General features: G+C 68.2%; 19 protein-coding genes and 1 pseudogene. 12 read left to right on the forward strand and 8 right to left on the reverse strand.

What is annotated here, in order from left to right; all coding sequences use genetic code 11:
* The first annotated feature begins 10 nt into the window (after positions 1-10).
* A complete protein-coding gene (locus G3M62_RS24040) occupies positions 11-937 on the forward strand; it encodes an acetyl-CoA carboxylase carboxyltransferase subunit beta (protein ID WP_165191058.1) in 927 nt (308 codons plus the stop codon).
* 116 nt (positions 938-1,053) lie between these two features.
* Positions 1,054-2,367 carry a bifunctional folylpolyglutamate synthase/dihydrofolate synthase gene (locus tag G3M62_RS24045; protein ID WP_165191059.1) on the forward strand — a complete coding sequence of 438 codons (1,314 nt, stop codon included), beginning with the start codon at positions 1,054-1,056 and terminating at the stop codon, positions 2,365-2,367.
* A 5-nt stretch (positions 2,368-2,372) separates the two neighbouring features.
* Here G3M62_RS24045 and G3M62_RS24050 read toward each other — a convergent pair whose 3' ends face one another.
* Positions 2,373-2,648: a hypothetical protein gene (locus G3M62_RS24050; protein WP_165191060.1), complete on the reverse strand. Its 276-nt coding sequence runs from the start codon at positions 2,646-2,648 to the stop codon at positions 2,373-2,375.
* A 231-nt stretch (positions 2,649-2,879) separates the two neighbouring features.
* Here G3M62_RS24050 and G3M62_RS24055 point away from each other — a divergent pair, with 231 nt between their 5' ends.
* The gene (locus G3M62_RS24055) at positions 2,880-3,212 is read left to right on the forward strand and encodes a glycine zipper 2TM domain-containing protein (protein ID WP_165191061.1); all 333 of its coding nucleotides are present in this window, start codon (positions 2,880-2,882) and stop codon (positions 3,210-3,212) included.
* Between the two features lie 68 nt (positions 3,213-3,280).
* Here G3M62_RS24055 and G3M62_RS24060 read toward each other — a convergent pair whose 3' ends face one another.
* The 4 genes from G3M62_RS24060 to G3M62_RS24075 are packed head-to-tail and all read right to left on the reverse strand — an operon-like array spanning position 3,281 to position 5,331.
* The gene (locus tag G3M62_RS24060) at positions 3,281-3,793 is read right to left on the reverse strand and encodes a DsbE family thiol:disulfide interchange protein (RefSeq protein WP_165191062.1); all 513 of its coding nucleotides are present in this window, start codon (positions 3,791-3,793) and stop codon (positions 3,281-3,283) included.
* Positions 3,790-3,957 (reverse strand): heme exporter protein CcmD, encoded by a 168-nt coding sequence (gene ccmD, locus G3M62_RS24065; RefSeq protein WP_165191063.1) that lies wholly within the window; start codon positions 3,955-3,957, stop codon positions 3,790-3,792. Before ccmD ends, G3M62_RS24060 begins: the two co-directional genes overlap by 4 nt.
* 1 nt (position 3,958) lies before the next feature.
* A complete protein-coding gene (ccmC, locus tag G3M62_RS24070; RefSeq protein WP_165191064.1) occupies positions 3,959-4,699 on the reverse strand; it encodes a heme ABC transporter permease CcmC in 741 nt (246 codons plus the stop codon).
* Positions 4,700-4,749: 50 nt separating this feature from the next.
* Positions 4,750-5,331: a Spy/CpxP family protein refolding chaperone gene (locus tag G3M62_RS24075; protein ID WP_165191065.1), complete on the reverse strand. Its 582-nt coding sequence runs from the start codon at positions 5,329-5,331 to the stop codon at positions 4,750-4,752.
* 165 nt (positions 5,332-5,496) lie between these two features.
* Between G3M62_RS24075 and G3M62_RS24080 the strand changes: the two genes are divergently transcribed.
* Both G3M62_RS24080 and G3M62_RS24085 read left to right on the forward strand, forming a co-directional pair.
* Entirely contained in the window at positions 5,497-5,847 is a 351-nt protein-coding gene (locus G3M62_RS24080) for a DUF3147 family protein (protein ID WP_165191066.1), read from the forward strand.
* 154 nt (positions 5,848-6,001) lie between these two features.
* A complete protein-coding gene (locus tag G3M62_RS24085; RefSeq protein WP_165191067.1) occupies positions 6,002-6,898 on the forward strand; it encodes a DMT family transporter in 897 nt (298 codons plus the stop codon).
* Between the two features lie 51 nt (positions 6,899-6,949).
* Here G3M62_RS24085 and ccmB read toward each other — a convergent pair whose 3' ends face one another.
* On the reverse strand, positions 6,950-7,615 hold the full coding sequence (gene ccmB, locus G3M62_RS24090) for a heme exporter protein CcmB (RefSeq protein ID WP_165191068.1): 666 nt from the start codon (positions 7,613-7,615) through the stop codon (positions 6,950-6,952).
* Complete coding sequence (gene ccmA / locus G3M62_RS24095; protein ID WP_165191069.1) at positions 7,612-8,226, reverse strand: heme ABC exporter ATP-binding protein CcmA; 615 nt, start codon at positions 8,224-8,226, stop codon at positions 7,612-7,614. The genes ccmB and ccmA overlap by 4 nt, the downstream gene beginning before the upstream one ends.
* A 193-nt stretch (positions 8,227-8,419) precedes the next feature.
* Between ccmA and acnA the strand changes: the two genes are divergently transcribed.
* The 3 genes from acnA to G3M62_RS24110 all read left to right on the forward strand — a co-directional run bounded on the left by acnA (position 8,420) and on the right by G3M62_RS24110 (position 12,929).
* Positions 8,420-11,107 (forward strand): aconitate hydratase AcnA, encoded by a 2,688-nt coding sequence (acnA, locus tag G3M62_RS24100; RefSeq protein ID WP_165191070.1) that lies wholly within the window; start codon positions 8,420-8,422, stop codon positions 11,105-11,107.
* Positions 11,108-11,289: 182 nt separating this feature from the next.
* Positions 11,290-12,006, forward strand: coding sequence for a DUF1223 domain-containing protein (locus G3M62_RS24105; RefSeq protein ID WP_165191071.1), 717 nt, complete (start codon positions 11,290-11,292; stop codon positions 12,004-12,006).
* Between the two features lie 584 nt (positions 12,007-12,590).
* On the forward strand, positions 12,591-12,929 hold the full coding sequence (locus G3M62_RS24110) for a DUF2794 domain-containing protein (RefSeq protein ID WP_165191072.1): 339 nt from the start codon (positions 12,591-12,593) through the stop codon (positions 12,927-12,929).
* A 173-nt stretch (positions 12,930-13,102) separates the two neighbouring features.
* Here G3M62_RS24110 and G3M62_RS24115 read toward each other — a convergent pair whose 3' ends face one another.
* The gene (locus tag G3M62_RS24115; protein WP_165191073.1) at positions 13,103-13,849 is read right to left on the reverse strand and encodes a Bax inhibitor-1/YccA family protein; all 747 of its coding nucleotides are present in this window, start codon (positions 13,847-13,849) and stop codon (positions 13,103-13,105) included.
* A 147-nt stretch (positions 13,850-13,996) separates the two neighbouring features.
* On the opposite strand from G3M62_RS24115, the gene G3M62_RS24120 reads away from it, so the two are divergent.
* The 4 genes and pseudogenes from G3M62_RS24120 (at position 13,997) to G3M62_RS24135 (ending at position 16,431) form a co-directional block, all read left to right on the forward strand.
* A complete protein-coding gene (locus G3M62_RS24120; RefSeq protein ID WP_165191074.1) occupies positions 13,997-15,049 on the forward strand; it encodes an aldo/keto reductase in 1,053 nt (350 codons plus the stop codon).
* Between the two features lie 173 nt (positions 15,050-15,222).
* Entirely contained in the window at positions 15,223-15,759 is a 537-nt protein-coding gene (thpR, locus tag G3M62_RS24125) for an RNA 2',3'-cyclic phosphodiesterase (RefSeq protein ID WP_165191075.1), read from the forward strand.
* Between the two features lies 1 nt (position 15,760).
* Positions 15,761-15,883 (forward strand): annotated as a pseudogene (locus tag G3M62_RS24130) (hypothetical protein); the annotation flags it as partial.
* A gap of 83 nt (positions 15,884-15,966) precedes the next feature.
* Positions 15,967-16,431 (forward strand): DUF4126 family protein, encoded by a 465-nt coding sequence (locus G3M62_RS24135; RefSeq protein WP_165191076.1) that lies wholly within the window; start codon positions 15,967-15,969, stop codon positions 16,429-16,431.

Consider the following 16,431-nt stretch of genomic DNA (forward strand, 5'->3'; position numbering starts at 1 on the left):
GCTGAAGGCTATGGCGATGGCTGAACCCCAGGGGCCCAAGAAGGGCGACAAGACCAAGGCTCCGGCCGAGCGACGCGGCGGCTGGCTGTCGCGGATCGCCCCCGGCGTGCGCGGCGCGTTCGCCAAACGCGAGACGCCCGAGAACCTCTGGGTCAAGTGCCCCGATACGGGCGAAATGATCTACCGCTCCGACCTGGAGGCGGCCCTGTGGGTCACCCCGGCCGGACGCCACATGCGCATCGGCCCCGAGGCGCGCTTCAAGTTCACCTTCGACGACGGCGAGCACGAGGTCCTGCCGACCCCGGCCGTCTTTGAAGACCCGCTGAAGTTCTCGGACGGCAAGCCCTACAAGGATCGCCTGGCCGCCGCTCGCAAGAGCACCGGCGAGCAGGACGCCATGGCCATCGGCTACGGCAAGGTCGGCGGCGTCGACGCCGTGGTGCTGGTCCAGGACTTCGCCTTCATGGGCGGTTCGCTGGGCATGGCCGCCGGCGAAGGCTTCATCGCCGCCGCCGAGGCCGCGATCGAGCGCCAGGTTCCGCTGATCGCCTTCACGGCGGCCGGTGGCGCGCGGATGCAGGAAGGGGCCCTGTCCCTGATGCAGATGGCCCGCACCACTCTGGCCATCAACCAGATGAAGGACGCCGGCCTGCCCTACGTGGTGGTGTTGACCGACCCGACCACCGGCGGCGTCACCGCCTCCTACGCCATGCTGGGCGACGTCCACCTGGCCGAGCCGGGCGCCCTGATCGGCTTCGCCGGCCCGCGCGTCATCGAGCAGACCATCCGCGAGACCCTGCCGCCGGGCTTCCAGCGCTCGGAATATCTGGTCGAAAAGGGCATGGTCGACCGCGTCACGCCGCGCAAGGAACTGCCGGCGACACTGGGCTCGATCCTGGGCACGCTGATGATGGGCCGGGCGCTGAAGGCCGCCTAGTCAACTTTGGTGAACGATCCTCGTCCTTCGACAAGCTCAGGATGAGGATCGAATTTGGCGCTGAGTGAGCAACAGCCCTCATCCTGAGCCTGTCGAAGGACGAGGGCGAACCCTCCATGACCGACCACCTCCGCGCCCACGACGCCGCGCTGGCGCGCCTGCAGGCCCTGCATCCCAAGCTGATCGACCTGTCGCTGGACCGCATGGTCCGGCTGTGCGCCGCCCTGGGCGATCCGCAGAAGAAGCTGCCGCCGGTGATCCATGTGGCCGGCACCAACGGCAAGGGCTCGACCGTCGCCTATCTGCGGGCCATGGCCGAGGCGGCGGGCCTGAAGGTCCACGTCTTCACCTCGCCGCACCTCGTGCGGTTCGCCGAGCGGATCCGCCTGGCCGGAACCCTGATTACCGACGAACACCTGGCCAACGTGCTGGAACGGGTCGAGGCCGCCAACGCCGGCCTGCCGATCACCTTCTTCGAGATCACCACCGCCGCGGCCTTCCAGGCCTTTTCCGAGGTCCCCGCCGACCTGTGCCTGGTCGAGGTGGGGCTGGGCGGTATCCTGGACGCCACCAACGTGGTCATGCCGGCGGTCAGCGTCATCGCCCCGATCGACATCGACCACCGCGAATTCCTCGGCGACACCCTGGCGGCCATCGCCCAGGAAAAGGCCGGGATCATCAAGCCCAACACCCCGGTCGTCTCCGCCCGCCAGCAGGAAGAGGCCGAACGGGTCGTCGAGCGCGAGGCGGACCTCTTCGAAGCCGACCTGACCCTGATGGGCCGCGACTTCGACGCCTGGAACGAGCGCGGGCGGCTGCTGGTGCAGATGCAGGACCGCCTGCTGGACCTGCCGGCCCCGTCGCTGCCCGGCGAGCACCAGTTCGCCAACGCCGGCCTGGCGGTGGCGGCGCTGCTGGTGCTGAACGATCCGCGCATCGACGAGGCGGCCATGGCCCAGGGGATCGCGGCCACGACCTGGCCCGCGCGGTTCCAGCGCCTGACCGCAGGTCCCCTGGCCGAACGCGCCAAGGCGGCGGGCGCCGATCTCTGGCTGGACGGCGGCCACAATCCCCATGCCGGCCAGGCCGTGGCCCGGGCCTTGGGCGACCTGGCGGCGCGGGATGGGCGGCCGGTGGCCCTGATCGCCGGTCTGCTGGCCAACAAGGACGCCACCGGCTTCTTCACGCCGTTCGCGGCGCTGGGGGCCAAGGTCTTCAGCGTGACGTTCGAGGGCAGCGCCGCCGCCAGCGCCGCCCAGACGGCGGCGGCGGCCGAACTGGCGGGCCTGCGGGCCAGCGCCTGCGACAGCGTCGAGGCGGCCCTGGACAAGGCGCTGGCCATCGCGCCCACGCCGCACGTGCTGATCTGCGGCTCGCTCTATCTGGCGGGCGAAGTGCTGGCGATGAGCCCGGAAACCTGGCCCGTCTAGGGCCCCTAGACCAGGATATTCAGCAGGGAGCCCGGCCGCAGGATCTTCTGCGGCTGCTCGGCCGGCTGCACGAACGGTCGGGGCGGGGGCTGGCGTTGCGGCTGGGCCTGGGTCTGCAGCTGGACGGCGATTGGCGGCGCGGTCGGCCGGGTCGGCGCCGCGTCGGCCACCGCCGCCTGGAAGAACGCCGCCGCGCGCGAGCCGCCAGCGCCCTGCGAACCCTGCGACGACGCGGGCCTCGTGGGGACGGACGGCAAGCCGGTGGGACGGATCGTGCTCATGGACGCGACTCTATCATGGTTAATGGAAAGTCGGCGAGCATGGTCAACGCGCGGTTAATCGTCGCGGCTCCGTCCTAAGGAAACTGGGGGAAAACCCGGAGAAAAATGAACGCCAGATGAAAGTCGGGTTGTCGACGCCGTTCAGACAGCCGGGCGTAAGGTCGTTCTCAAGATCGGCCGGATCGGGGCTGGGCGATCGGCGTTGAATAAGAAATCTGAAAGGGACACCCGATGCATACCGCCACCAAGACGACCATTTCGATGATCACCGCGGCCGCCGCCGCCCTGACCCTGGTTTCGGCGCCGAGCTTCGCCTCGGCGCACGACAGCCGCTACTACCGCGACCATCACCGTTACGACAGCCGCTATGACGGCCGCCGCAGCTACGACAGCTGCCGTTCGCACCGCAAGAGCGGCAAGGCGACCGGCGCGATCATCGGCGCCATCGGCGGCGGCCTGCTGGGCAATTCGCTGTCGAACGGCAACCGCACCCCCGGCACCCTGCTCGGCGCTGGCGCCGGCGCCTATGTCGGCAGCCAGGTCGGCAAGGGTCACCGCTGCTAAAACCCAGGTCTTTTACCGAGACCGAACGAGGGCCCGGACCGGCGAACGCCGTCCGGGCCTTTTCGTGTCTAGCGCAGCTTGGCCAGCATTTCCCGGGCGTCGGCGTCGGTCAGCGGGCCGCTGTGCTTGGCCAGAATCACGCCGTTGGCCCCGACCAGGAAGGTCTCGGGCACGCCGGTGACGCCGAATTCGATGCCGGCCCGGCCGCTGCGGTCGACCAGCTTGACGGCGAACGGATCGCCCAGCTCGGTCAGGAACGCCTGGGTCTTGGCCGGCTCGTCCTTGTAGGCGATCCCCACCAGGGTGACGCCCTGGGCCTTCAGCGCCATCAGCTGCGGGGCTTCGACCCGGCAGGGCGCGCACCAGGAGGCGTAGAAATTGATCAGCCGGGGTCCGGCCGGCGTGTCGCGCACCGCCACCAGGGCGCCGGTGTCCAGGTCGGGCAGGGTGACGGCCGGAACCGGCTTGCCGACCAGGGCGTGGGGCTGGACGTGCGGATCGTGCTTGAGGGCGTAGCCGGCGAACAGCACGCCCAAGGCTGCCAACACGATCAGCGGGGTGAAGCCGATCCAGCGCTTCACGACTTGCGCGCTTCCCTGAGGGCCTGAAGCCGCTCGGTTTCGCGCCGCCAGCGGCGGGCCGAGGCCAGGCTGTCGCCGATCATCCAGGCGAAGGCGCCCGCCGTCAGGGCGAAGGCCGGCCAGATGTAGACGGCGTATTTGCCGGCGTCGAAATCGAAGTGCACCTCAGCCCTCCGCCGCTTGCAGGGCCAGGGCCCGGGCCTTGCGCCGCCAGACCAGGGCGCGGATCCGCACCAGCCACAGCGACCCGAAGGCCGACAGATAGGCCAGACTCATCACCAGCATCGGCCAGGCATAGACCGCCGGCAGGCCGCTCTTGGCGAACAGCGGCGACGCGGGCTGGTGCAGGCTGTTCCACCAGTCGACCGAGAACTTGACGATCGGCAGGTTGATCAGGCCGACCAGGGCCAGGATAGCGGCGGCGCGGGCCGCCTTCTGCTCGTCCTCCAGGGCCGAGCGCAGGGCCAGATAGCCCAGATAGAACAGCAACAGCACCAGCACCGAGGTCAGGCGGGCGTCCCACACCCACCAGGTTCCCCACATCGGCTTGCCCCACAGCGAACCGGTGGCCAGGGCCAGGGCCGTGAAGGCCGCGCCCAGCGGCGCGCAGGCCACGGCGGCCGCGTCGGCCAGGGCGTGGCGGAACACCAGGGCCAGGAAACTGGCGATCCCCAGGCAGAGATAGACGAAGAGGGACAGCGAGGCGGCCGGCACGTGGATGAACATCATCCGCACGGTGTCGCCCTGCTGGTAGTCCTCCGGAGCCGCGAAGGTCAGGACCAGGCCGATGGCCGCCAGGATCGCGGCGATCACGCCGAACATCGGCGCGGCCCAGCGCGAAAAGGCCATGAACCGCTCGGGGTTCGTCAGGAAATCCAGGGGATGGTGGTGATCACGGGCGCCCATGACCGAGCCTTAGAAGACCTGGAGGGCGCCCGCAATCGTTCAGCTATCGCTTAGCCGGGTTGACCGGCCGACGGCGGCGGCGGAGCGTCCTCCGGACCCCGGCCGGGACCGCGATGGAAGCCGCCCCCGAACCCGCCCTTATGGTGACGGAAACCGGCATGGCGCATGCCCGGACCGCCGCGCCCGCCCATCGGGCCCAGGGCGTCGAACGCCTTCTGCTGGCTGGGCGACAGGGCCGCGTAGAAGGCGCGGGTGGCGTCGATCCGGGTCCGGGCGTGGGCCAGGAATTCGCTCTCGCGGTCCAGGCGTTCGGGCGTGGTCAACGGCTTGCGCGGGGCGCCGGCCTCGCGCCGGGGCCCGTCCTTCTTCCAGTCCTTCGGCGCGGTGGCGGCCAGATAGGCCTTCAGAGCGCCGTCCTGGTCGGCGCGCAGTTGCAGCACATCGTGCAGATGCTGGGCGTGGGCCTGGGGGTCGAAGTGGCGGCGGCCCGGACCATCGGGGCCTCCGCGACCGTGGTCACCGGCCATCGGCGGGCCAGGCGGCGGACCGTCCTGGGCCACGGCGACGGCCGCGGTGGAGAGAGAAAGTACGGCCGCGGCCATCAAGGCCAGGCGGCTGGTTTGCAAACGCATGGAGGTGCTCCGGTGGAAAGTCCCTTGAGCCGAACCTCGATTCCCCGTGTAACGCTGGAATGTCAGAATCCTCGGCGAATGTTGCAGGATTGATGGACACCGCTCCTGTAAGGGCTTGAAGCCGCGACAGATTTTCGCACCCCGGCGACCTGGAGGCGTATCGAAGTGCTCTACCTGCTGATCAAGGCCGCCATCTCGGGCGTGATCATCGCCCTGGTGTCGGAGATCGCCAAGCGCCAGCCGGGCTTCGGGGCCCTGGTCGCCTCGCTGCCGTTGATCTCGATCCTGGGCATGCTGTGGCTGTGGCGCGACACCCACGACGTCAAGCGAATGGCGACCCATGTCGAGGCCACCTTCTGGTACGTGCTGCCGTCACTGCCGATGTTCCTGATCGTGCCGGCCCTGCTGCGGCGGGACGTGAACTTCTGGGCGGCGCTGGGGATCGGCTGCGCGGTGACGATCGGCCTCTATCTCGGCATGACCGCGATCGGTCCCCGTTTCGGACTGAAGCTCTAGCCGCCTATGGGCCGCCCTCGTCCTTCGACCAGCTCAGGATGAGGGCTACTTTTGCGACGTCGGCATTCGAATTCCTCATCCTAAGCTCGTCGAAGGACGAGGAATTCGCCCGGTGCTGACGCAACTTGGCGTGAAAGGGGTTAGAAGCTCGGCCATGAAGCACCCCGACAAGAAGATCGCCTTCCTCGCCCTGATCGTCGCCGGCGTCTGCTGGGGTCTGGGCTTCCCGCTGGGCAAGCTGGTGCTGCGCGAGACCGACGCGGCGCACATGGTGCTGCTGCGGTTCGCCGTGGCCGCCGTGGTGGCCGCGCCGTTCGCCCTGCGCACGGCCGAGGCCCGGGCCCTGTTCCGCTCGCCGGTGATCCTGGCGGCCGGGGCGCTGTACGGGATCGCCTTCATGGTGCAGTTCGAGGGCTTGGCCCATGTCAGCGTCACCCTGGCCGCCCTGCTGGTCGGGGCCATGCCGGCCCTGATCGCCATCTCGGCCAAGATCCTGGGCGAAAAGGTCAGCCGCGCCTCGTGGGGCGGGGTGGCGGCCGCGACCCTGGGGGCGGCTCTGATCGCCGGCAAGCCCGACGGCGCCGGCTCGCCGCTGGGCGTGGCCCTGTCGCTGGGCTCGCTGTTCATCTTCCTGGCCTGGCTGATCGTGCTGCGTCGCGCGCCCAAGGTCTCCAACCCGATGGCCATCCCGGCCGTGACGGTGATCGTCGCCACCTTCGCCGTGCTGCCGATCGCCTGGATCATGCACGGCCCGCCGAAACTGGATCTTTCGCCCCTGGCCTGGACCGGCATCCTGGGCCTGGGCGTGCTGGGCACCCTGCTGGCCACGGCCGCCTGGCAGTTCGGTTCGGCCCGAGTGGGCAGCGCCAGCGCCGGGGTGTTCATCAACATAGAGCCGCTGATGGGCGCCTGTGTCGGGGTGCTGCTGTTCGGCGACCACCTGACCTGGGCCCTGGCGGCCGGCGGCCTGATGATCATCGCCGGCAGCTTCGCGGTGGTGCTGGGCGAACGGCACGCGCCGCCGGTGACGGCCAGCGCGGGGCCGATCTAGAGAGCCCACCAGATCCCTCTCTCTAAGAGAGAGGGTTCTTGGTCGGCGCTCCTAATCCAGCGCGTTCCGGCACGCCGCCGCCATGGCGATCGGGCCCAGGGCCACCGCCGCGGCCGAATAGGCCAGCAGCAGGAACAGTCCGCCCGTCCACGGCAACCCGCCGGCCAGCGCATCGAGCGCCCCAGCCCCGAAGATCACCGGCGGCACGTAGAGCGGCAGGACGATCACCGCCACCAGCAGGCCGCCTCGCTTGGAGCCCAGCGCCAGGCTCGCGCCCAGTCCGCCCAGGAACGAGAAGGCCAACCCGCCCGCCAGGGCGCAGGGGATCAGCAGCGGGATGATGGCCGGCGAGGCGCCCAGGGCCAGGGCGGCGATCGGGGCGGCGAAGGCCAGGGGCGCGCCAGCCGCCAGCCAGTGGGCCAGGCACTTGGCCACGGCCACCGCCTCGAGCGGCGCGGGACCCAGGGCCAGCAGATCCAGCGCCCCGTCCTCGAAGTCGCGCTCGAACAATCGCTCCAGCGATAGAAGCGCCGCCAGGGCCAGGGCCAGCCAGGCGATGCCGGGGGCCAGCGAGGCCAGCCGCTCGGGCGCGCGGCCGGCCGCCAGCGGCAGCAGGGTGACGACGCAGGCGTAGAAGGCCAGGGCCAGCAACGGCCCGCCGCCCTTGCCCCAGGCCAGGGCCAGTTCGCGGCGCAACAGGATCAGGAACGCCTTCATCCCCCGATCTCCACGATCTGGCAGGGAACAGGGAGGGGATCGTGCACGGCGGCCAGAACCATGCCGCCGCCGGCCAGATGCTGGGCCATCAAGGCGCCGAAGCCTTCGCGATGGCCGGCGTCCAGCGGAGCCATCGGCTCGTCCAGCAACCACAACGACCGGGGACTGGCCAACAGTCGCGCCAAGGCCACGCGCCGGCGCTGGCCGGCCGACAGGCGGCGGACTTCCAGATCCAGCAGACGATCCAGATCCAACTTCGTCGCCGCCGCCCGCGCCGAGGTCTCCGAACCGCCCGTCCAGCGGGTCTGGAACAGCAGTTCCTCCCAGGCCGAGCGGGTCGATTTCAGGCCATCGTGATGACCGACCATGTGCAGGGCTTCGGCCCGGGCGGCCTCGGCTTCCAGTTCGCCCGCCTCACCATGAAAGGAAATCACGCCCCGGTCGGGCCGCAGAAGTCCCGCCACGGCCCGCAGAAGGCTGGTCTTGCCCGCGCCATTTCGTCCCGTAAGCGCCACGGCCTGTCCCGCCGTGATCTCCAAATCCAGGCCCGAGAACAGCCGCCGTTCGCCACGAACAAGACTTAAGTCCTTGATGCGAATAGTTCTCAACATAGGCCAGAAGCCCCTAAGACCCTGCCCTGTGCATGGACGTTGACGCAGACCAAGGCTAAGAAGCGCTCGGCCGTCACCCTCCAACTTGGATGGGATGTACGCGGCGCGGGGATGGACGCTGTGGGTCCGCCTCGAGCGCGCGATCCCGGGAGTGGTTTTCCGGCGGCCGTGGACAGAGAAGGGATCCTTCCAAATGGCGTCTGTAGACAGCCTCAAAACCCGCCGCGAACTCGTCGTCGGCGGCAAGACCTACGTCTATTACAGCCTTCGCGCCGCTGAGGAAGCGGGTCTGAACGGCGCCGGCAAGCTGCCGGTGTCGATGAAGGTGCTGCTGGAGAACCTGCTGCGCTACGAAGACGGCGTTTCCGTCAACGAAGCCGACCTGAAGGCCGTGGCCAACTGGCTCGACAACAAGGGCAGCGTCGAGCACGAGATCAGCTTCCGCCCGGCCCGCGTCCTGATGCAGGACTTCACCGGCGTTCCGGCCGTCGTCGACCTGGCCGCCATGCGCGACGCCATGGTGTCGCTGGGCGCCGACCCGGCCAAGATCAACCCGCTGAACCCCGTCGACCTGGTCATCGACCACTCGGTGATGGTCGACAACTTCGGCAACCCCAAGGCCTTCGAAGACAACGTCGCCAAGGAATACGAGCGCAACCTGGAGCGTTATCGCTTCCTGCGCTGGGGTTCGTCGGCGTTCAACAACTTCCGCGTCGTGCCCCCGGGCACCGGCATCTGCCACCAGGTGAACCTGGAATACCTGGCGCAAACCGTCTGGACCGCCACGGCGGCCGAAGGCGAAGTCGCCTATCCCGACACCGTCGTCGGCACCGACAGCCACACCACCATGGTCAACGGCCTGTCGGTCCTGGGCTGGGGCGTGGGCGGCATCGAGGCCGAGGCGGCCATGCTGGGCCAGCCGATCCCGATGCTGATCCCCGAAGTCATCGGCTTCAAGCTGACCGGCGCCATGCCGGAAGGCGCGACGGCCACCGACCTGGTGCTGACCGTCACCCAGATGCTGCGCAAGAAGGGCGTGGTCGGCAAGTTCGTCGAATTCTACGGCGACGCCCTGGCCAACCTGACCCTGGAAGACCAGGCGACCATCGCCAACATGGCTCCGGAATACGGCGCCACCTGCGGCTTCTTCCCGATCAGCGCCTCGACCGTGGCCTATCTGAAGGGCACCGGCCGCGACGCCGCCCGCGTCGCCCTGGTCGAAGCCTACGCCAAGGAGCAGGGCCTGTGGTGGGAGCCCGGCGTCGCCGAGCCGACCTTCACCGACACCCTGGAACTGGACCTGTCGTCGGTGCTGCCGTCGCTGGCCGGCCCCAAGCGTCCGCAAGACCGCGTTCTGCTGACCGAGTCCGCCGCCAAGTTCGCCGAGAGCCTGGCCGGTGAATTCGGCAAGGCCGAAGCGCCGAACGCCCGCGTGCCGGTCGAGGGCGAGAACTTCGACGTCGGCCACGGCGACGTGGTCATCGCGGCCATCACCAGCTGCACCAACACGTCCAACCCCAGCGTCCTGATCGCCGCCGGCCTGCTGGCCAAGAACGCGGTGGCCAAGGGCCTGAAGGTCAAGCCGTGGGTGAAGACCTCGCTGGCCCCCGGCTCGCAAGTCGTCACCGACTATCTGCTGAAGGCCGGCCTGACCAAGCACCTGGATGCGCTGGGCTTCAACCTGGTCGGCTACGGCTGCACCACCTGCATCGGCAATTCGGGCCCGCTGCCCGAGAACATCAGCAAGGCCGTCAACGACGCCGACCTGGTGGCCTGCTCGGTGCTGTCGGGCAACCGCAACTTCGAAGGCCGCGTGAACCCGGACGTCCGCGCCAACTATCTGGCCTCGCCGCCGCTGGTGGTGGCCTACGCCCTGGCCGGTTCGATGAAGATCGACCTGACCAGCGAGCCGATCGGCCAGGACAAGAAGGGCAACGACGTCTTCCTGAAGGACATCTGGCCCTCGAACGAGGACATCGCCGCCCTGCAGCGCAAGTCGGTCACCGAGAAGATGTTCGCCAGCCGCTACGGCGACGTCTTCAAGGGCGACAAGAACTGGCAGGGGATCAAGATCACCGGCGGCCAGACCTACGCCTGGGAAGGTGACTCCACCTACGTCCAGAACCCGCCCTACTTCCCCAACATCTCGATGACCCCGACCCCGGTCACCGACATCGTGGAAGCCCGCGTCCTGGCCGTGTTCGGCGACTCGATCACCACCGACCACATCAGCCCCGCCGGCTCGATCAAGAAGACCAGCCCCGCTGGCCAGTACCTGATCGACCACGGCGTCGACCCGCTGGACTTCAACGGCTACGGCGCCCGTCGCGGCAACCACCAGGTGATGATGCGCGGCACGTTCGCCAACATCCGCATCCGCAACAAGATCACCCCGGACATCGAAGGCGGCGTGACCAAGCACTTCCCGACCGGCGAAGTGATGTCGATCTACGACGCGGCCATGAAGTACCAGGCCGAAGGCCGTCCGGCCGTCGTGTTCGGCGGCAAGGAATACGGCACCGGCTCGTCGCGTGACTGGGCCGCCAAGGGCACCAAGCTCCTGGGCGTGCGCGCGGTGATCTGCGAAAGCTTCGAGCGCATCCACCGCAGCAACCTGGTCGGCATGGGCGTCCTGCCCCTGCAGTTCATCCAGGAAGGCTGGCAGAAGCTGGAACTGACGGGCGAGGAGATCGTCTCGATCCGCGGCCTGCAGGACCTGTCGCCGCGCAAGCAGCTGATCGTCGAGCTTTATCGCCCGACCGATGGCCGCATCGCCCGCTTCCCGGTCCGCTGCCGCATCGACACCCCGACCGAGCTTGAATACTTCAAGAACGGCGGCGTGCTGAACTACGTGCTGCGCAACCTGGCCAAGGCCGACTAGCCCTAAGCCCACTGGGCGCGACACATCGCTCTTCGGAGCGTCGAAAAAGACGAAGCCGGGTCCGAAAGGGCCCGGCTTTTTCTTTGTCGCCTCAAGTGAACGGTCTTCTTTTACGCGAGAAGGCCGCCTTCACGGCCTCGTGAACGGCCATCGGCCGCGATCTTGGCTTAAGTGCCCCGCACATGCGTCAGGCCCTGCTCTCTGTTGTTCTCGCCACCCTCGCGGGTTTTTCGGCCGCGCCGGCTCTCGCCGCGAAACCGCCGGTGGTCGTCGAACTGTTCACGTCTCAAGGTTGTTCATCCTGCGGCAAGGCCAACCAGGTCATCGCCGACATGGCCGACGACAAGGGCGTGCTGGCCCTGACCTATTCGGTCGACTACTGGGACTATCTGGGCTGGACCGACACCTTCGCCAAGCCGGCCTTCGCGACCCGCCAGCGCGCCTACGCCCAGAAGTTCTCGCTGCGCGACGTGCCCACCCCGCAGGTCGTGGTCGCCGGCCGCCAGCAGGCCTCCGGGGCCAAGGCCGAAGCCGTCGAGACCCTGGTCAAGGACGCGGCCAAGGCGCCGAGCAACGCGCCGGACATGGAATTCCTCGGTGACGGGCACCGCGTGGCCGTCGGCTCGGGTCCCGCCCCGCGCGGCGGCGGCGAGGTCTGGCTGGTGCGCTACGACCCGCGCGAGCAGGACATCGCCATCAAGCGCGGCGACAACCGCGGCCAGACCCTGGTCCACCGCAACGTCGTGCGCGAGCTGGTGCGCCTGGGCCCCTGGGCTGGCCGGCCCAAGCTCTATCGCCTGCCCACGGCGGCCGACGAAGCGCTGAAGACCGTGATCATCGTCCAGGGCGCCAAGGGCGGCCGGGTGATCGGCGTGCTGCAGGAAGCGGCGGAGAAGTAGGCGTTCGCCCAAAAGAAAAGCCCGCGCAGGGAGGGGACACCGCGCGGGCCTCTTAGGGGAGGGGAATGTCTAGTCCGTCGGCCGACCGAAGCCCGGATCGGGGGGCTGGGGGGCAATCAGGGTCCGAACCCGAGGTCCGATCGGCCGACACTCATCTTATCGCGGGGCAAACCGGCGCTCGAAGGGCGCGATAAAGGTCGTTTCGCGGCGGTTCGTGTCCGCGATGTGTCTGAAATTCCGAAGCGGCGCACACGCGAAAACCCCGCGTGGAGAGGGGCGCCACGCGGGGTCTCGAGCGATATGATAGAGGGCAATCTGTCGGCCGACCGGCCCACGATCGAGGGGGCTGGGGGGGCTGTTCAGGATCCTGAACCGCAGGAGTTCCGATCAGCCGACACCGTCAAACTGCTGGGGCAACCGGGCGGCGACAGGTCGAAATTAAGGTCATTTCGTGACCGGTTCCGCTTGACCCGAAACTATCGAGCGCTGCTGTAGCACGCTGGCAACGCTTGGATCCCAAGGCCGGAAAGGGCGCGCACGGCGGCGCTCGCCTCGGAGGCCGATTTGGGTTTAGGATTCGTCCGATGGCCCTGGATTCCCGACCCCCAATCGCTGGTGTAGGCGGCGTCGTTTTCTTCGAGCGTCGCGAGATCGACCAGCTCCTGCGGCTCTATGGCCGGATGGTCGCCGCCGGCGAGTGGCGCGACTACGGCATGGCCGGTCAGAGCGACCACGCGGTGTTCTCGATCTTCCGCCACGCGGCCGAGGCCCCGCTCTACCGCATCGAGAAACGCCCGGCCCTGGCCCGCAAGCAGGGCGAGTGGGCGGTGATCGGCCAGGGCGGCCTGACCCTCAAGCGCGGTCACGACCTGGCCCAGGTGCTGCGGATGTTCGACAAGGGCCGGTTCAAGGTGGTGGACTAAGAGTCCTGCGTCCTTCGAGGCCCGCTGCGCGGGCGCCTCAGGATGAGGGGCTTTGTTGCTGTCTTCCTCATCCTGAGGTGCGTAGCGAAGCCTCGAAGGACGCTAGGCCTTGCCCAACAAAAAGCCCCGGCGGTTTTCCGCCGGGGCTTCTGCATTTCAAACCTGATGGGCGTCTAGCGGCGCGAGCCGAAGATGCTGAGCAGGAATTGGAACAGGTTGATGAAGTTCAGATAGAGGTTCAGCGCGCCGTAGTTGGTGGCCACCGCCATCGAGTTCTGGTCGCCGCCCATCTGGTAGTAGTTCATCTTCAGGTTCTGGGTGTCGTAGGCGATCAGGCCCGCGAAGATGAGCACGCCCAGGATGCTGATGATGAAGCTCAGGCCCGGCAGGTGCAGGAACATCTGGGCCAGCGACGCCAGGACCAGGCCGATCAGGCCCATGATCAGGAAGCTGCCGAAACCGGTCAGGTCCTTCTTGGTGGTGTAGCCGAACAGGCTGAGGCCGCCGAAGGCGATCGAGGTGATCAGGAACGTCGTGAACACCGACTGGACGTTGTAGACGATCAGCCACAGGCCCAGGCCCGCGCCGATCGAGGCCACGATCGCCCAGTACAGCGCGCCCGCCGAGCGGGCGGTCGGGTTGCGCATGGCGAACATCGCCACCACCATCATCACCAGCGGCGCGAAACGCAGCGCCATGCCCAGGCCGGTGAAGCCGATACGGCCGTCCTGGATCACATAGAGCAGGCTCCGGACCGGCTCGTAATAGCTGGTCACGTAGGCCAGGACGGCGGACAGCAGAAGACCCAACGCCACCTTGTTGTAGACGCCGAGCATGAAACTACGCAGGCCGGCGTCAACCGACATGTCGGCGCGATCCGCGGGGATCGAGCGCGCGTAGCCGCGGTTGAAGTCGTTCATCGGTTTAAGGCCCTTCGAAAAAGCAGCGCGCCCGTCTTGGACGCTCCCCGAATATCGGGGTCCTGCCAGGATCATGCAAGATGTTGCGCTTTCTGCGGCGCGCGCCAGCCTCTATTCAGGATCCAAGCATCAATCGACGGGGATCACATGGATTACGTGGAACTGGGTCGGACCGGCATTCAGGTCTCGCGCTGCTGCCTGGGCACCATGACCTGGGGCTCGCAGAACAGCGAGGCCGAAGCTCACGAACAGATGGACTACGCCCTGAGCCGGGGCGTGACCTTCTGGGACACCGCCGAGATGTATTCCAGCCCGCCCAATCCCGAGACCCAGGGCAACACCGAGCGTCATATCGGCTCGTGGCTGGCCAAGACCGGCAAGCGCCAGGAGATCGTCCTGGCCTCCAAGGTCGCCGGCCGTGGCAGCGCCTTCGGCGGCCTGCCCTGGATGCGTAAGGACGGCGCCACCACCCGCCAGACCCGCGCCCAGATCGACGAGGCGATCGAAGGCTCGCTCAAGCGCCTGAACACCGACTATCTGGACCTCTACCAGCTGCACTGGCCCGACCGGCCGGTGCGGGTGTTCGGCGGCCAGACCTTCCAGGACTACGAGCAGGACTTCGAGACGTTCGGCGACATCCTTGAAGCGCTGGACGCCCATGTGAAGAAGGGCACGCTGCGTTCGATCGGTGTTTCCAACGAGTTCCCGTGGGGCGTGATGCGCCTGCTGGCCGAGGCCGAGACCAAGGGTCTGCCGCGCATCGCCTCGATCCAGAACGCCTATCATCTGGTCAACCGCACCTTCGAATACGGCCTGGCCGAGATCGCCATGCGCGAACAGGTGGGCCTGCTGGCCTATTCGCCCCTGGCCCAGGGTCAGCTGACGGGCAAGTACCTGGACGGCAAGGTTCCGGAAGGCTCGCGCAAGGCCCTCTACAACCGCATGGCGCGCTACGAGGGCCCCGGCGCCGAGGCGGCGATCCGCGGCTATGTGGATCTGGCCGCCCATTTCGGCGTCGACCCGGCCCAGCTGGCCCTGAAGTTCTGCGACACCCGCCAGTTCGTCACCGCCACCATCATCGGGGCCACCTCGATGGACCAGCTGAAGACCAACATCGCCGCCTTCGACCTGGACTGGACCGAAGACATGGAAAAGGCGGTCAACGCCCTGCACGCGCTGCAGCCGAATCCTTGTCCGTAGCCAGCTGAAGCTGGGGAGAGCCAGCCCCTTCCCCTGTGGGGGAGGCGGCCGAAGGCCGGTGGGGTGAGTTTTGGGGTCGTCGATCGTAGGTCTGGCCACCATCCGATCATTCCCCCTCCGTCGGCTTCGCCGACACCTCCCCCACAGGGGGAGGATCGGCTAAAACCACGACCATGATCCGCCTGTTCACCGCCGTCGCCATCCCCGCCGAGGTCAGCGACCACCTGTTGCCCCGCCAGCACGGAATCGAGGGCGGGCGCTGGCGGTCGCGCGAGGCGTTTCACATCACCCTGAAGTTCATCGGCGACGTGCAGGAGACCACCGCCGCCGACCTGGATGAGGAGTTGCAAAGCGTCGCCACCCCCGCCTTCGATCTGGAGCTCCAGGGCGTCGGCCATTTCGGCGAGGGGGTCGAGATCCACGCCGTCTGGGCCGGAGTCGCCGAGAATCCCGTCCTGCGCCAGCTGGCCAAGGCCCATGAGAGCGCCGCCCGCCGGGCCGGACTGAAACCGGAGAGCCGGGTCTACACGCCGCACGTCACCCTGGCCTATCTGAAGCGTCCCGCCGTGCCCGAGGTCGCCGCCTGGATCCAGGCCAACAACCTGCTGCATTCGCCGCCGTTCCGTGTCGACCGCTTCGGCCTCTATTCCAGCTGGCGCACCCACGAGGGTTCGGCCTACCGGCTGGAGGCCGAATACCCGCTGGGCTGAAATCCGTGCGTCCTTCGAGGCTCGCCTACGGCTCGCACCTCAGGATGAGGAATTCAGCAACAACGCTCCTCATCCTGAGGCGCCCGCGCGGCGGGCCTCGAAGGACGCAGGGCCCCAGCCGGAGCAGAAACGTCCAAGAACGGCGTTCACGCTTGCGGTTTTATCCGGCCGCGCGCCAGATCACGGCGGCGCTCAACGGAGATCGAGATGTCGCTCTATCTGTTCGCCCTGCTGATCGGCGTTGTCGCCGGCCTGCGCGCCATGACCGCTCCCGCCGCCGTCGCCTGGGGCGCGCACCTGGGCCTGATCCCTCTTCAGGGCACGCCCCTGGCCTGGCTGGGCGGCGCCATCGCGCCGTGGGTGTTCACCGTCCTGGCCGTGCTGGAGCTGGTCAGCGACCAGCTGCCCAAGACTCCCAGCCGCAAGGTTCCGGTGCAGTTCGGGACCCGGATCCTCAGCGGCGCCTTCTGCGGCGCGGCCATCGGCCTGCTCGGTCAGGCCTGGATCGGCGGCGCCGTGGCCGGCGCGATCGGCGCGGTGATCGGAACCCTGGGCGGGGCCGACGTGCGCGCTCGCCTGGCCAAGGCGTTGGGCAAGGACCTGCCGGCCGCCCTGATCGAGGACGTCGTCGCGGTGGGCGGCGCCATACTGATCGTCGTCGCCACCAAGTAA

It is taken from the genome of Caulobacter soli, from assembly GCF_011045195.1.
In the GTDB taxonomy this organism is placed as follows: domain Bacteria; phylum Pseudomonadota; class Alphaproteobacteria; order Caulobacterales; family Caulobacteraceae; genus Caulobacter; species Caulobacter soli.

Bases quoted from the DNA above. Each gene is read 5' to 3' on its own strand.
- G3M62_RS24040 (WP_165191058.1), top strand. From the start codon at position 11: ATGGCGATGGCTGAACCCCAGGGGCCCAAGAAGGGCGACAAGACCAAG.
- G3M62_RS24045 (WP_165191059.1), top strand. From the start codon at position 1,054: ATGACCGACCACCTCCGCGCCCACGACGCCGCGCTGGCGCGCCTGCAG.
- G3M62_RS24050 (WP_165191060.1), bottom strand. From the start codon at position 2,648: ATGAGCACGATCCGTCCCACCGGCTTGCCGTCCGTCCCCACGAGGCCC.
- G3M62_RS24055 (WP_165191061.1), top strand. From the start codon at position 2,880: ATGCATACCGCCACCAAGACGACCATTTCGATGATCACCGCGGCCGCC.
- ccmC (WP_165191064.1), bottom strand. From the start codon at position 4,699: ATGGGCGCCCGTGATCACCACCATCCCCTGGATTTCCTGACGAACCCC.
- G3M62_RS24075 (WP_165191065.1), bottom strand. From the start codon at position 5,331: ATGCGTTTGCAAACCAGCCGCCTGGCCTTGATGGCCGCGGCCGTACTT.
- G3M62_RS24085 (WP_165191067.1), top strand. From the start codon at position 6,002: ATGAAGCACCCCGACAAGAAGATCGCCTTCCTCGCCCTGATCGTCGCC.
- ccmB (WP_165191068.1), bottom strand. From the start codon at position 7,615: ATGAAGGCGTTCCTGATCCTGTTGCGCCGCGAACTGGCCCTGGCCTGG.
- ccmA (WP_165191069.1), bottom strand. From the start codon at position 8,226: ATGTTGAGAACTATTCGCATCAAGGACTTAAGTCTTGTTCGTGGCGAA.
- acnA (WP_165191070.1), top strand. From the start codon at position 8,420: ATGGCGTCTGTAGACAGCCTCAAAACCCGCCGCGAACTCGTCGTCGGC.
- G3M62_RS24105 (WP_165191071.1), top strand. From the start codon at position 11,290: ATGCGTCAGGCCCTGCTCTCTGTTGTTCTCGCCACCCTCGCGGGTTTT.
- G3M62_RS24110 (WP_165191072.1), top strand. From the start codon at position 12,591: ATGGCCCTGGATTCCCGACCCCCAATCGCTGGTGTAGGCGGCGTCGTT.
- G3M62_RS24115 (WP_165191073.1), bottom strand. From the start codon at position 13,849: ATGAACGACTTCAACCGCGGCTACGCGCGCTCGATCCCCGCGGATCGC.
- G3M62_RS24120 (WP_165191074.1), top strand. From the start codon at position 13,997: ATGGATTACGTGGAACTGGGTCGGACCGGCATTCAGGTCTCGCGCTGC.
- thpR (WP_165191075.1), top strand. From the start codon at position 15,223: ATGATCCGCCTGTTCACCGCCGTCGCCATCCCCGCCGAGGTCAGCGAC.
- G3M62_RS24135 (WP_165191076.1), top strand. From the start codon at position 15,967: ATGTCGCTCTATCTGTTCGCCCTGCTGATCGGCGTTGTCGCCGGCCTG.